This window comes from Gordonia sp. N1V, assembly GCF_029269935.1.
Lineage (GTDB): Bacteria > Actinomycetota > Actinomycetes > Mycobacteriales > Mycobacteriaceae > Gordonia > Gordonia polyisoprenivorans.
Map to the genome: position 1 here is coordinate 39631 of NZ_JARJDD010000017.1, position 13451 is coordinate 53081.

Here is a 13451-nt window from a genome sequence, read left to right on the forward strand (position 1 = left end):
TAACTACCCTGGTACCCATGTCAGCATCCATCGACCCGGGCCACGGCACCGGGCCGCAGCCCGACTCCCCGGAGGGTGCGAAACCGAAGCTCGTCGAGTCGATCGTGATCGCCTCCGAGCTGTGGCTCGTGGTGATCGTTGCGCACGTCGTCACCGTCATCGCCACCTTCGGGGCCACCCGCGACATGTATCACCAGGTCGCAAAGCAGAGCTACACCCCGGGTTCCGCCGAGTACGACATGATCACCTCCGGCGGTGTGATCGTCGGCGTCGTCGTGGTCACCACGATCATCGAGATCGGCGTCGCGGTGGCGCTGCTGATCCTCACGCGCAAGGGCTACAACTGGGCGCGCTTCATCCTCGGCGCGATCAGCCTGTATCTGGTGATCAGCACGTTCTTCACCCTGTTCGGCGATGTTGCGCCGCGCTGGGCGATGATCCCCAACGTGATCGGTGGCGTGGCCGCCCTGGGTGCTGTGGTGCTGTTGCTGCGTCGCGAGTCCGACACCTACTGCAAGAAGATGGCGCAGTACCGCCGTGCACCCCGGATGGTCGGCACGCCGTATCCACCGGTGCCGGGGTTCGGTCCGTACCCACCGACGCCTGGTTATCCACCCCAGCCGGGCTACCCCCAGCAGGGCTATCCACCGACGCAGGGCTACCCACCGACGCAGGGCTACCCGCCGGGCTATCCGCCCCCTCAGGGATATGCGCCTCCGGGTTATCCGACGCCGGGCCAGTACCCGCCGTCGAACGGTTACCCGCCGAACCCCTCGACCCCAAATCCCTCGACCCCGAATCCCTCGCTGCCCGACTCCGCCAAGCGTGGCGTCGATACGCCCGACAACACATCCGACAACCACCGCAACAACGACAACCACCCCGACGACACCGTCTCGCTCGACAAAGGACAGCGCCACCGTGACGAAACCTGATCCCGCCCAACGCCCTCGCGTCGTGGTCTGGGCGTATCGCTGCTGGCTGCTGGCCGGTGCGCTGTTGGTGATCCTGGGCGTCGTCTACGCCGTGCTGGCGGTGATCGTGCCCGGTCCGACTCTGCTGCCGGTCGGTATCGGTGTCCTGATCGCGGCGATCGGCGCCGCCGAGGCATTCATCGGCACCAAGGCCTACACCGGTGACGAGCGCTGGCGCTCGTCGCTGGCCGCGCTGACCCTGGTGGCGGTCATCATGCTGCTCATCCTGAGCTTCCTGGAGTCCCTCCTCGCGTTTGCGCTGCTGGCAGCGGTCATCGGTCTGTTCGGCTCTCTGCTGGCCTACCGCCCCGAAGGCGACGCCTGGTTCACGGGCAAGAACCCGGCCGACATCAAGAAGGGGCAGGCACAGAAAGCTCAGACGTCGAAGTCCGCGGGCAAGAAACGTGGACGGTCGGGACGGTGACCGATCGTTCGCCCGCTCCCGACGACGACCGCGCCGAGACCGAGACCGACGTGCCCGACGCGGGCGCCGATGCACCGGTGGCCGACGCGACCGAGTCGTCCGATGAAGCAGAGTCTCCCGAGCCCGCCACCCCCGAGTCCGCCGAACCCGAGTCCGCCGAACCCGATCCCCACCCCATCCCCGAGGATCGCGGCGAGGTGCTCTTCTACGAGCCCGGCGGAAGCTGGTGGGTGGTGGCCATCGGTCCGGTGCTGATCGGGGCGGTCCTCGCGATGGAGATCAGCGGCCCCGGGCAGGTGCACTGGCCGGTGCTGATCATCTTCGGGTTGATCATCATCGGCTTCTCGGTCGTGCAGGTGATCGCCGCGCGCAGGCATGTGTCCGTCGAACTCACCGAACTGACTCTGCGACAAGGTGTTCGGATCATCGCACTCGACGAGATCGATACCATCTACCCCGAGAACAACGGCCCCGACGCCAAGGATTGGGAGAGCGCTCGTGCCCTGGGCGAACTTCACGGTGTCCCTCGTCGTCGGCGCGGTATCGGACTCAAACTCGCCGACGGTTCGCTCGCCCAGGCGTGGGCGCGGGACGTGCAGAGGTTCCGGCGTGAGCTCACCGAGGCTCACACCGCGGTCGCGCTCGGCCTGCCACCGCGGGGCTCCGCCACGGACTGACCGGCCGCAGGCCCCAATGCACCGCCCGGCCGCAGGCCGCAATGCAACGCCCGGCCGCAGGCCCCCAATGCGACCATGGATCGGTGAGCCCGCACCCAACCGACGACGAATGGAACCGCGAGCAGCGTTCGGAGACGACGACCGAACGTCTCGATCGCAACTGGTCGGCGCTGCTGCAGGAGTTGCGCGTGGTGCAAACCGGTGTGCAGATCCTCACCGGTTTCCTGCTGACGCTGCCGTTTCAGAGCCGGTTTTCCGAACTCGACGACGGTATGCGGGTTACCTATCTGATCACCGTGTCACTGGCGATGGCGGCCGCGATCGCGTTGGCGGCCCCCGTCGCACTGCACCGGGCGCTGTTCCGCCGCCATCGGCTCGACGTCATCGTCACCAGCGCACATCGCCTGGCCCTGGTCGGTCTCGTCCTGCTCGGACTGGCGTTGGCCGGCGCGATGGTCGTCGTCTTCGGGGCGACCGCCGGTACGGCTCCCGGCATCCTGGCCGGTGCTGCCACCCTGGTGATGTTCGCGTGCCTCTGGCTGGTGTTCCCGTTCGCGCTGCGCGTGCGCGCAGATGACCCCCCATCGGACGCGCGCCACCGACCGTAATGCGCTGCGGTACTACCCGTTCTCGATCATCGGCGCCACCAGGAGGTTCTCCGGGATGCCGAAGGCATCGACGAGAACGTCTGCGTAGGGCCGCAATTCAAGACACAGTTCGTTGACGCCGCGCCGGATCGCCTTGGCGCGCTCCACCGACACGTGCCGGTGCATCAGGAACCATGCCAGGTCGTCCTCGAGCGCCGAGTAGACGAACAGATCGCAGACCTTGCCGAGCAGTTCGGCGGCGGCTTTCGAGTCGCAGTCGTTGATCGCCTCGATGAACGATTCGAGCACCACTCGCTCGGTGTGTACCCGGCCGACCTTCAGCAGATGATCCTGGGCGTTGTTGAACACCTCGAAGGCGTCGTTGTCGTCGTCGGTGGCCCGCCGTAACCGCTGCGCACAGGTGCGGACGAGGTGGTCTTCACGGTTGCGGAACAAGCGGATCTGCGTGCCGCGATCGGTCAGCGTCGACTTCTCGGTGTCCTCGTCGGAGCTCTCCAACAGGGTTTGGATCACCTGTCGCGCAGCGGTTTTCTCGACGACGACATCGCGCGCCATACCGGCGATGAATCGCACCCACCCGCCGGCCGAGAGACCCTGCACGTCGTCGGCGTAGGCGGAGAGCAACTCCTTGGCGACCAGCTGGGTGAGGACGGTGTTGTCACCCTCGAAGGTGGTGAACACGTCGATGTCACCACGCATGATCGAGAGCTGGTTCTCGTCGAGATAGCCTGCGCCGCCGCAGGCTTCGCGGCTGACGTTGATCGCGTGCGATGCGTGCCAGGTGCCGTAGGCCTTCAACCCGGCCGCCGAACTCTCGAGCTGGCGCTGACGTCCGGCATCGGAATCGTCGGGTGCGGCCGATTGCACCTCGTGCAGCTCGGCGACCAGCTCGTTCTGTGTGCACGTGATGGCATACGATTTCGCGATGAGCGGCAACAGTTTTCGCTGATGGCCCAGATAGTCGAGCACGGTGATCTCGTCGTCGGCGCCGGGTGCCTCGAACTGTTTGCGGACCGTCCCGTACTTCGTGGCGAGCGCCAGCGCCTTGCGTCCGGCCGCACCTGCGGTCGCCGCCACCGAGACCCGACCCCGGATCAGGGTGCCGAGCATGGTGAAGAACCGCCGATTCGGGTTCTCGATGGGGGAGCGGTAGGTGCCGTCGGCCTCGACGTCGGCATAGCGGTTGAGGAGGTTCTCCGCAGGAATCCGGACGTGGTCGAACAGGATTCGGCCGTTGTCGACGCCGGCCAGTCCGCCCTTGTAACCGCAGTCGCTGGTCGTCACACCCGGCAGGTCGTCACCGTTGTCGTCGCGGATCGGCACCACAAAGCAGTGCACCCCGTGGCTTTCCGGCTCCTGGCCCGGCCCGGCGGTGATCAGCTGGGCGAAGACCGCGGCCACCCGCGCGTGCTGCGCGGCACCGCCGATGTAGTCCTTGCGCGCCGACGGGGTGGGGGAGTCGATGACGAACTCCTGCGTCTGCGGGTCGTAGGTGGCGGTCGTCTCCAACGCCTGCACGTTCGAGCCGTGGCCGGTCTCGGTCATCGCGAAGCAGCCGAGCAGATCGAGGCTGATGATGTCGGAGACGTACTTGTCGTGGTGGCGTTTGGTGCCGAGGTTCTCCACGGCCCCGCCGAACAGTCCCCATTGCACGCCGGCCTTCACCATCAGCGACAGATCGGCGTAGCCGAGCATCTCGATGGCGGTGATCGACGCGCCCACGTCACCGGTGCCGCCGTGATCGCTCGCGAAACCGGCCGCCGCGAATCCCTGCGAGGACAGTTCGCGCATCTCCTCGAGCACGCGGGCGCGTGCCTCGTCGAGGGTGTGCGACGGGTCGGGTAGCAGGTCGGAACGGTTGGCGCGTTCGCGCACACTGTCGCGGGTGGCGCGCCAACGGCCGTCGAGCGTGCGTCGCAGGCCATCGACGAGCAACTCGCGGGTCGCCTGATCGAGTTCGGTCGATTCCTCACGGCCCGTGACGTCGACGTCCGTCGACGCCGCGGTGCTGCGACTGCTTGTGGTGTCGTCGGGGTTCGCGGTCGGCGATTGCGTGGGTGTGGACATGGCTCCACGGTACGGACCCCGCGCGGCCGAGATGGGTGGTTTGGTGTGCGATCTCACGCGCCGACGGCGTGCGCCGGTCGCGCGACCGGTTCCGGCATCCGATGCCTGCCGCCTGCGCCACCGGGTGTGGCAGGCGGGCGCAACGCCGCGCGGACGCCGTCGACGACGGTGGTCACCGCCGCCGCGGGTGTCCCGCGGGCGAGGTCGGCGGCCACCTGCCCGGGAATGGTGGCCGGGTCGCTCGCCGCAGGAGTCGGGACAGCCGAAGGCCGGGCGGCGGCCCGGGCGGGTGTGGTCGGGGCACCGGTACCGTGCAGTGCCCGGTCGGCGCTCACCGTGACCTGTGTGGCCGACGTGCGCGCAGGTGGCTGTGGCGCAAACGAATCGGCGATCGAGTCGAGCAGTTGCCGTCCCGACCCCGCGGCCACCGGAAGGGCCTGCTCGAGTCCCTTGATGTTGGCGGCGATGTTCTCCCCGAGCTGGACGCGCACCGCCTGCAGGGTCGCGTCGAACTGCGCGACACTGGCCCGCAACGCCTGCGGAGTGGTGGCCGCGGCGAGGTCGGCACCGATCTGTTGCTGGGACTGTTTGGTCCAGATGTTGTAGGTGACCGCATGATCCGGGCGCGTCGCCTCGTCGTAGTCGGGGCGATTGGTCACCCAGTCGTGCGCGGTGAGCGGCTGCCCGAAGTCGAACAACGTGTAGTACCTGCCGAACAGGTAGATCTTCGGAAGCGAGTCCGGCGCGCCGATCGCGGCGCCGCCGATCTGGCAGGGCAGGCAGTAGGTGCCCGGCACCATCGGGTCGAGCGACTCCCAGGTTGCCGCGCCCAGCGCGGTCAACGCCGTGGCCCATTGGCTACCCGACGGCGCCGCGACGTAGCCGGTCGGGGTCTGGGTGAGGGTCTGCCAGATGGCCTTCCACGGCCCGAACGGATCGAGGCGGTACGTTTTGCCCGACCAGTCCGGTTGGATGTCGACGACCCGGCCGTCTGCGGTCGTGTATGTCTGATCCGTCGGGTCGATGGTGTTGCGGATCGTGGGAAAGGTGTACCCGAGAACCAGCCGCCACGTCGGAACCTGCCCATATTGGGTGAAATAGAAGACGTTCGAGCAGGGGCCCGGAATGCCCGTACAGTCCGGGGTCATCGGCGCGAACGCCGCCAGCGACAGCCACCATTGATCGTAATTCGCCTGTGCCACCAACGGAATCGGCACCATCATCAGGGTCATACCCCTGAGCTTCTCTTTGTCCTGCTCGTCGAATCCGACGACGTTGGTGGGGATGTAGAGCCACCAGTTGCCCGAATCCTCCAGTGCCGCAGTGGTCAGGTTCACGCCCTGATACTCGTAGGCCGCCATGTTGGCGATCGTCTGCGCCAGGTTCGCCGGAATGTTCGCCACCGAGTCCGCGGTCAGTCGAATCGCGACGGTCGACGCCTCGGGAGTCGCTTCGGCGGTCGGTGTGGGCGGCGGAACATACGTTGCCGCGGAAGCGATTCCCGCTCCGATCAGTGCCGTTGACACCGCCGCCAGTATGCGCCCGGCCGCCCGCCCCGATCGATCCTCGGCCGCGGATGTGTACCCCACGTGTGCCCCCTCGTGCCTTCCCCGGCCTCCTCGCACCGTAGGCACATACAGCCGGTTCCGGCCACCCCCGGGGCCACATTGCCAGGAAACCGACAGTCGTCGCCGATGCCGAAGTGCGTCGACGGCTGCCTCAGGGCAGCAAGCCGATTCGCCGCGCCCGCACCACCGCTTCGCGACGATTGTGTACTTCGAGTTTGCGCATCAGATTGCCCACGTACCCCTTGATCGTCTCCGGCCGCAACGACAACCGATCGGCGATCTCGGCATTGCTGCAGCCGAGTGCGAGGTGCGCCAACACGTCGGTCTCGCGGGTCGACAACGAGACCGCCCTGCTCGATTCGGCCCCTGATCCCAGCCCGCGTAGACGCCTCTCGACGCCACGCAACCGTTCGGCCAGTGCGGGATCGGTGGTGGTGTCCGCGATCTCCCGCAGCGCCAGATAACTTTCGATGATCCCATCGGCCACCGACGCCGGCACCGTCGTCGGATCGCACTGTGTCTCAATCTGTTTCACGCGACGATCGACGTCGTCACGGACCTCGATCTCGTGTGCGAGTCGGCGAGCGCCCACCGCGACCCGTGCGACGATCCGATCCCCGATGCGCTCGGGTGCGCGCAGCCCGCCGTAGAGCACCGCCCGGGTGCGCCCGCCGACCACCGCGGGAGCGGCCACCAGGGATTCGATGCCCTCCCCGGACACCTCGCGGTCGTAGTCGTGGGTGATCTCGGTGGAGTGGAAGTAGTCGGCGACGGCGCCGGGGCGGCGCTCGACGATGGTCCGTCCGCCGAGCCCACGGTCGGAACCGATCAGGAGATCACGCAGCAGCGCGGTGCGGGTCCCGACGAAACCCGACAGCAGCGCGCCCGGACCGTCCACGAGCCCGCCGAACAGCACCGGCAGGCCCGTCGTCCGATGCACCCCGCGCAACTCGGCGCGCACCGCATCGGCGTCGTCGGGACGCCGCGGATCGGTGACCATGGTCCTCTCCTCCTCGCCCCTTGTCTTTGCCACCGGTACGTGTCGGCCCGACATCGCCATCGGGGCCGAAACCACCTACTTTCGGGGGTGGTACCGGCACTAGTGTGATCCATACGCTCGGAGGACGACAAACGTCGCGGCCCTCACCCGTGTTCGCATCGGCCGCGGCACGACGATCTGGAGGAGACGATGTCTGTCTCGGACACCGATACGACCCTTGCCGAGGCCCTGGCGCTCGACGCCGACTTCGGCCGGATCGATTGTGGCAGCGCCAACCGGTCCGAACTGAGTCCGCTGCGATTCCTTGAACGCAGCGCAACGGTGTTCGGCGACCGCACCGCGATCATCTACGGGGATCGTCGCGCGAGTTACGCGGAGTTCGCCGACGAGGTGCAGCGCCTCGCCCGGGTTCTCAAGAGCCGGATCGCGCGCGGTGAGCGGATCGCCTATCTCGCACCCAACATCCCGGAGATGCTCGTCGCGCACTACGCGGTCCCGCTGGCCGGCGGTGTGCTCGTCGCGCTCAACTCCCGCCTGGCCGGACCCGAACTGGTCTACATCCTCAATCACGCGGGCGTCACCACGCTGTTCTTCGACGCCGAATTCCGGCACACCGTTTCGCTCATCGCCGACGAGGTCCCCGAGGTGGCCACCACCGTCGAGATCACCGACCCCGAATTCGGTCCGACGATGGGCGATGTAGGCGCGTCGGGGATCACCGGCCTGCAGACCTATGCCGATTTCCTGGCCCTCGCCGACGGTCCCGACGTCGAGCAGGACCCCATCCCGTGGACCGTCGACGACGAGGACACCGTCATCACCATCAACTACACCTCGGGGACCACCGGAAAGCCCAAGGGCGTCATGTACACCCACCGCGGGGCATACCTGAACTCCTTCGGCGAGACCTTCCACAACCAGTTCACCGGCCACAGCCGCTATCTGTGGACGCTGCCGATGTTCCACTGCAACGGCTGGTGCACCCCGTGGGCGGTCACCCAGGCATCGGCGACCCACGTGTGTCTGCGTGCGGTCCGTGCCGACGCCGTGTGGGACGCGATCGACGATCTCGGCATCACCCACCTGTGCGGGGCACCCACGGTGTGTACGACGATCGCGGGATCGCCTCGCGCACATCGCCTCGACCGGCCCCTGCACATCACCACCGCGGGTGCGCCACCGAGCCCGACCGTCATCGGTCAGCTCGAGGCGCTCGGTATCACCGTGGTCCACGTCTACGGCCTCACCGAGGTCTACGGCCCGTACACGATCTGCGAATTCCAGGACGCCTGGGCCGAATTGCCCGCCGATGCGCGCGCGGCCAAACTCTCCCGACAAGGCGTCGGCATGGTGCAGGCCGAGGCGGCGCGCGTCGTCAAACGTGATGTCCTGCCGCTCGTCGACGTACCCGCCGACGGAGAAACCATGGGCGAGATCGTGTTACGCGGCAACAACGTGATGGCCGGCTACTTCCGGGATCCGGCCGCAACCCGAGAGGCGTTCGCCGGCGGCTGGTTTCACACCGGCGATCTCGGGGTGATGCATCCCGACGGGTACATCCAGCTGCGCGATCGAGCCAAGGACATCATCATCTCCGGCGGCGAGAACATCTCCACCATCGAGGTCGAACAGGCTCTGGTGAGCCATGATTCGGTCCTCGACGTCGCCGTCATCGGCGTCCCCGACGAGAAGTGGGGTGAGCGCCCGCGCGCCTACGTCCTGCTCACTCCCGGGGCGCAACTGAGCGCCGAGGAGCTCATCGAGCACGCCCGGACCCTGCTGGCCGGCTACAAGGTGCCGCGCGACATCGTCTTCGCCGACGAGCTACCGCGCACCTCCACCGGCAAGGTCCTCAAGTTCGAGTTGCGTCAGGACGCCCAGCACGACTGAGCATCGCGGTCATCGGCGCCGGAATCCACGTCGCAGGTAACGGGCCCGGTAATCGGCGATCACCTGCGGTGGCACCAGTTCCCGCGGTAACAGCACGACGGTGCGCCGGCCCGTGCAGAGCAGCACCACCCGCGAGTTGACCACGACCCGATCGAACCGTTCGAGCTGAATCTGCGAGTAGGTCGCTCCCACCCGGTGCCCGATCCACAACGGGGGTGAACTCCGCGCCGACCGGTGTCCCGGCGGGCATGATCCGACGCATCCGGCGTTGGCCCAGCGCGATGCCCAGCGTGAGCATCGTGGCCTGGGCGAGCAGGAACAGGCCGAGGACCACGACCACCGTGACCACCGCCGGCGGCCGGGAGTCGGTGGAGGATGCGGCGACTGCGGCGACGAGCGCGCCGACGGCGGCGGGCAATGATTGCCGCAGCATCCATCCCGGCGTGAGCAGGGCGCCCCGGCACAGTCGGGGACCGAGTGCGTCGTCGGCGATCAGTTCTGCGCGCAGCACCCCGTCGGGTCCGGCCCCCACGTACGGCGGGGGTGCGGTCGGTGAGAGCGGCGGCGAGGACGACGACGGTGAGAACTGGTAGGCCACATCACGATTGGACCGCATTCCGCCCCGAAAAGCCGCCCCGGTCGGCGGTCCGAATGACCCTGCCGCGCCCGACCTCACCGGGCGCCGGAAGCCCACTGCGTAGCCAGATGCGGTGGCAGCAACTCCGCCGGCACGGTCAACCGAAGTCCGCGGCCGGTGCGCAGCACGACGATGCCGCAGCGATAGGTGACGTCGCTGATCTGTGTCATGTCCACGCCGTTGATCAGGCCCGCATAGTCCACGAGTATCCGGCTGTGCGTGATCTCCGACGACAGCGCGGAACCATCGGGGAGCACTCGCCGCCACCTCGCCCCCGGCCCCAGGAGCACGATGACGATGGCCACGACGAGTATGGGTGCAAATCCCAGCGGGTTCGACGAAGGCGGGAGTGCGAGGGCGAGGGCGAGGCCGATCAGCACGATCAGCATCGCGAACGCCAGGCCCGCCAGGAGGTTGCAGCGGGTCCGGGTCAGCAACGTCGCCCGTGTCAAGCGCCGGCGCACCTGGGAGTCCACTGGAATCGTCGCGTGAAAGGTGGGCGGCGCCATGGTCGACGGGTGGGCCGGGGTCGTCGGCGTACCCCAGTGCCCGGGATTCTTTACGACGAACTCAGGATTCGACATGGGAAAGATTGTACCGGTGGCTTCCGCTGCCGCAAGCCGTCGACTGTCGCGCGGGCGGCATCGCGCGCCATACTGGACCGATGGCACCGAGTGACACCACGGTCGATCCGGTCGATCTGCGCACCCAGGTCGTCGCGGCATCGATCCGGCTCTTTAGCGAGTACGGGTACGAGTCGACGACCGTCGATCAGATCGCCGCGGACGCCGGGGTCTCGCGACGCACGCTGTTCCGCCAGTTCCGCTCCAAGGAAGACATGATCTTCGCCGATCACGAGGCTCTGATCGCCCAGGTTGCCGAGCGTCTCGGCGCCGACGAGTTCGCGCTGGACGAATCGGTGGACGGCCCGGACCCGTGGACGGACGTCTGCGACGCCGCCGAGATCGTCTTCACGCACTTCCTCGCCACCCGGGACCTTGCCGTCCGACGGCTCCGCGTGGTCACCCGGGTACCGGCACTGCGCGACCGCGAGCTCGTCACCACCTATCGCTACCAGCGCGTCTTCGAGGAGTTCCTGCGCCGACGCCTTCCCGACGAGTCGCCCGAGCGCATCGTCGCCTTCGCCGCCGCGGTGACCTCGGTGCACAACTACCTGCTGCGGTCGATGATCCGCGGCGACGCCGACGCCACGGTGAGCACGCTTCGTACCGAACTCCGACGCATCCGGCTGGCACTGGGTGCCGACGATGGCGGCGACGACGGTGCCGGTACCGCGATCACCGTCGTCACCCACCCGATCGACGCGGGCGCCGATCAGATCGCCCGTGCCGTCGCCGAGGAGATCCGGGCCCAGCGATCTCGCCGGACCTGACGGCGCGCTACCGACGCCGGTGTGCCCACACGGGTGGCACGTAGTGTCGACATTTCCATCACCGAAGGGGTATCCTGGCACTCAGTGTCGTCGTCTGTGGTGCCCGCATCCGTCGCGCGACCGGTACCCCGACGAGCATCGATCACCGCCGCGCAGCACTCCGCGCGCATCGAGGAGGAGCCCCCATGGCCTTTGGAAACCCCGGATTCAACGTCTTCGAATTGCCCGAGGAGCACGTCGCGCTCCGCGAGGCGATCCGTGCGCTCGCCGAGAAGGAGATCGAACCGCACGCCGCCGACGTCGACGAGAACGCGCGCTTCCCGCAGGAAGCCCTCGACGCGCTCGTCGCCAGCGGATTCAACGCGATCCACGTTCCCGAGGAGTACGACGGACAGGGTGCCGACTCGGTCGCCGCCTGCATCGTGATCGAAGAGGTTGCGCGCGTGTGTGCGTCGTCGTCGCTGATCCCGGCCGTCAACAAGCTCGGCACCATGGGTCTGATCCTCAACGGTTCCGACGAACTCAAGGCAAAGGTGTTGCCGTCGATCGCCTCCGGTGAGGCGATGGCGTCCTACGCCCTCTCCGAGCGTGAGGCCGGTTCGGATGCGGCGTCGATGAAGACCCGCGCCCGCAAGGACGGCAGCAACTGGGTGCTCAACGGCTCCAAGTGCTGGATCACCAACGGCGGCAAGTCATCCTGGTACACCGTCATGGCGGTCACCGACCCCGAGAAGAAGGCCAACGGCATCTCGGCGTTCATGGTCCACGAGGACGACCCGGGCTTCACCGTCGGCCCGCTGGAGAAGAAGCTCGGCATCAAGGGATCACCCACTGCCGAACTGTATTTCGAGGACTGCACCATTCCCGAGGATCGGATCATCGGTGACGAGGGCACCGGCTTCAAGACCGCGCTGCAGACCCTCGACCACACCCGCCCGACCATCGGTGCGCAGGCCGTCGGCATCGCGCAGGGTGCGCTCGACAAGGCCATCGCCTACGTCAAGGACCGCAAGCAGTTCGGCAAGCCGATCAGCTCGTTCCAGGGTGTGGAGTTCATGATCGCCGACATGGCGATGAAGGTCGAGGCCGCCCGGCTGATGGTTTACACCTCCGCCGCTCGCGCCGAGCGTGGCGAGAAGAACCTCGGCTTCATCAGCTCGGCGTCGAAGTGCTTCGCCTCCGACGTCGCCATGGAGGTCACCACCGACGCCGTGCAGCTCTTCGGAGGTGCCGGCTACACCCGTGACTTCCCGGTCGAGCGGATGATGCGCGACGCCAAGATCACCCAGATCTACGAGGGCACCAACCAGATTCAGCGCGTCGTGATGAGTCGCGCACTGCTGCGCTGAGCCCGTCCCAGCCCGCCGGACCGTCGACAGCGCCCGCCAGAAACGCCGACAGCGCCCATCTGCGCTGTGATAGCGCTTTGCCGGGCGCTGTCGGCGTGTGGGCGGACGCTGTCTCCTGGTTGAGCTCGAAGTCGCCGCAGGAGAGTTCGAGCGGACTGTTCTTCGACGACGCCGGAGCGCCCAATCGACGGGTGTGAGCGCCCGGTCGGCGAAAGACGATCAGGCGTAGCTCGGCCGGAATTGTAGAGCGGCGTGCTGTTTGGCCGCGGCCGCCCGGAAATCGCCCATGGCCCTGGGCATGTGGAACGCGTTGGTGACGATGAGAGCCCCGGTGGCGCCCATGGCCTTGAGCATGGCGACGGTGTAGGTGGCGTTCTCCACGGTGTCGGTGGAACGGCCCTCGTTGACCATCTGCCACATCGGCACACCCCGCCTCATCAGCCCGAGATTCATGAACTGCGCCTCCGACACCGGCAGCCACCAGGTATCGCCGCCGGAGACGATGACCCGATTGAACGGATGCGACCGGGCCAAGGCCGCGCCGGTGTCGAGGCGCTCGTTCAGGATCGTCGGCGTCTGACCGAAGGTTCCCATCTTGGCGCCCAGGACGACGATGTAGCGCGTCGGCGGACTCTGCCACAAGAACAGGCTGGTGGGGGAGAGCAGATCCGAGCTGCCCAGACCCGAGCTGCCCCAATCCGACGAACCGTTGTCCGCGCGGGCCGGCGACGACACCAGGCCGCCGACGGTCACCGCGAGAACCACTACCACGATTGATGCCACCACCCGAAGCCGCATGCGATGTAGCATAGCGCAGACTATTAGCTGTACTAATTGTCTCGTTGGCCTCGAATGGTCACTTCG

The 13451-nt window shown here is 67.4% G+C and carries 13 protein-coding genes; 7 read left to right on the forward strand and 6 right to left on the reverse strand.

Annotation, left to right across the window (positions count from 1 at the left end; translation table 11 throughout):
- The first annotated feature begins 17 nt into the window (after positions 1–17).
- From P3L18_RS20055 to P3L18_RS20070, 4 genes are all read left to right on the forward strand, one after another.
- The gene (locus tag P3L18_RS20055) at positions 18–935 is read left to right on the forward strand and encodes a hypothetical protein (RefSeq protein WP_276115020.1); all 918 of its coding nucleotides are present in this window, start codon (positions 18–20) and stop codon (positions 933–935) included.
- The gene (locus tag P3L18_RS20060) at positions 922–1398 is read left to right on the forward strand and encodes a hypothetical protein (protein ID WP_043456275.1); all 477 of its coding nucleotides are present in this window, start codon (positions 922–924) and stop codon (positions 1396–1398) included. Before P3L18_RS20055 ends, P3L18_RS20060 begins: the two co-directional genes overlap by 14 nt.
- Positions 1395–2075 carry a hypothetical protein gene (locus tag P3L18_RS20065; RefSeq protein ID WP_276115021.1) on the forward strand — a complete coding sequence of 227 codons (681 nt, stop codon included), beginning with the start codon at positions 1395–1397 and terminating at the stop codon, positions 2073–2075. Before P3L18_RS20060 ends, P3L18_RS20065 begins: the two co-directional genes overlap by 4 nt.
- An 83-nt stretch (positions 2076–2158) precedes the next feature.
- On the forward strand, positions 2159–2683 hold the full coding sequence (locus P3L18_RS20070; RefSeq protein ID WP_276115022.1) for a DUF6328 family protein: 525 nt from the start codon (positions 2159–2161) through the stop codon (positions 2681–2683).
- 12 nt (positions 2684–2695) lie between these two features.
- Here the strand turns inward: P3L18_RS20070 and P3L18_RS20075 are convergent, their stop codons facing one another.
- The 3 genes from P3L18_RS20075 to P3L18_RS20085 all read right to left on the reverse strand — a co-directional run bounded on the left by P3L18_RS20075 (position 2696) and on the right by P3L18_RS20085 (position 7318).
- Positions 2696–4750, reverse strand: a complete 2055-nt coding sequence (locus P3L18_RS20075; protein ID WP_079928878.1) for an acyl-CoA dehydrogenase — start codon at positions 4748–4750, stop codon at positions 2696–2698.
- 53 nt (positions 4751–4803) lie between these two features.
- On the reverse strand, positions 4804–6276 hold the full coding sequence (locus tag P3L18_RS20080; protein WP_276115023.1) for a hypothetical protein: 1473 nt from the start codon (positions 6274–6276) through the stop codon (positions 4804–4806).
- Between the two features lie 193 nt (positions 6277–6469).
- On the reverse strand, positions 6470–7318 hold the full coding sequence (locus P3L18_RS20085; RefSeq protein WP_276115024.1) for a LuxR C-terminal-related transcriptional regulator: 849 nt from the start codon (positions 7316–7318) through the stop codon (positions 6470–6472).
- A 189-nt stretch (positions 7319–7507) separates the two neighbouring features.
- Between P3L18_RS20085 and P3L18_RS20090 the strand changes: the two genes are divergently transcribed.
- On the forward strand, positions 7508–9208 hold the full coding sequence (locus tag P3L18_RS20090) for an AMP-binding protein (protein ID WP_276115025.1): 1701 nt from the start codon (positions 7508–7510) through the stop codon (positions 9206–9208).
- Here the strand turns inward: P3L18_RS20090 and P3L18_RS20095 are convergent.
- Both P3L18_RS20095 and P3L18_RS20100 read right to left on the reverse strand, forming a co-directional pair.
- Positions 9171–9806 carry a hypothetical protein gene (locus P3L18_RS20095; protein WP_253193872.1) on the reverse strand — a complete coding sequence of 212 codons (636 nt, stop codon included), beginning with the start codon at positions 9804–9806 and terminating at the stop codon, positions 9171–9173. The two genes, P3L18_RS20090 and P3L18_RS20095, sit on opposite strands and share 38 nt — an antisense overlap.
- Positions 9807–9880: 74 nt before the next feature.
- On the reverse strand, positions 9881–10429 hold the full coding sequence (locus tag P3L18_RS20100; RefSeq protein WP_276115026.1) for a hypothetical protein: 549 nt from the start codon (positions 10427–10429) through the stop codon (positions 9881–9883).
- Positions 10430–10509: 80 nt separating this feature from the next.
- On the opposite strand from P3L18_RS20100, the gene P3L18_RS20105 reads away from it, so the two are divergent.
- Positions 10510–11238, forward strand: a complete 729-nt coding sequence (locus tag P3L18_RS20105; protein ID WP_276115027.1) for a TetR/AcrR family transcriptional regulator — start codon at positions 10510–10512, stop codon at positions 11236–11238.
- A gap of 185 nt (positions 11239–11423) precedes the next feature.
- A complete protein-coding gene (locus tag P3L18_RS20110; RefSeq protein WP_079928884.1) occupies positions 11424–12587 on the forward strand; it encodes an acyl-CoA dehydrogenase in 1164 nt (387 codons plus the stop codon).
- A gap of 219 nt (positions 12588–12806) precedes the next feature.
- Here the strand turns inward: P3L18_RS20110 and P3L18_RS20115 are convergent, their stop codons facing one another.
- Positions 12807–13385 carry a YdcF family protein gene (locus tag P3L18_RS20115; protein ID WP_276115028.1) on the reverse strand — a complete coding sequence of 193 codons (579 nt, stop codon included), beginning with the start codon at positions 13383–13385 and terminating at the stop codon, positions 12807–12809.
- Between the last annotated feature and the right edge of the window lie 66 nt (positions 13386–13451).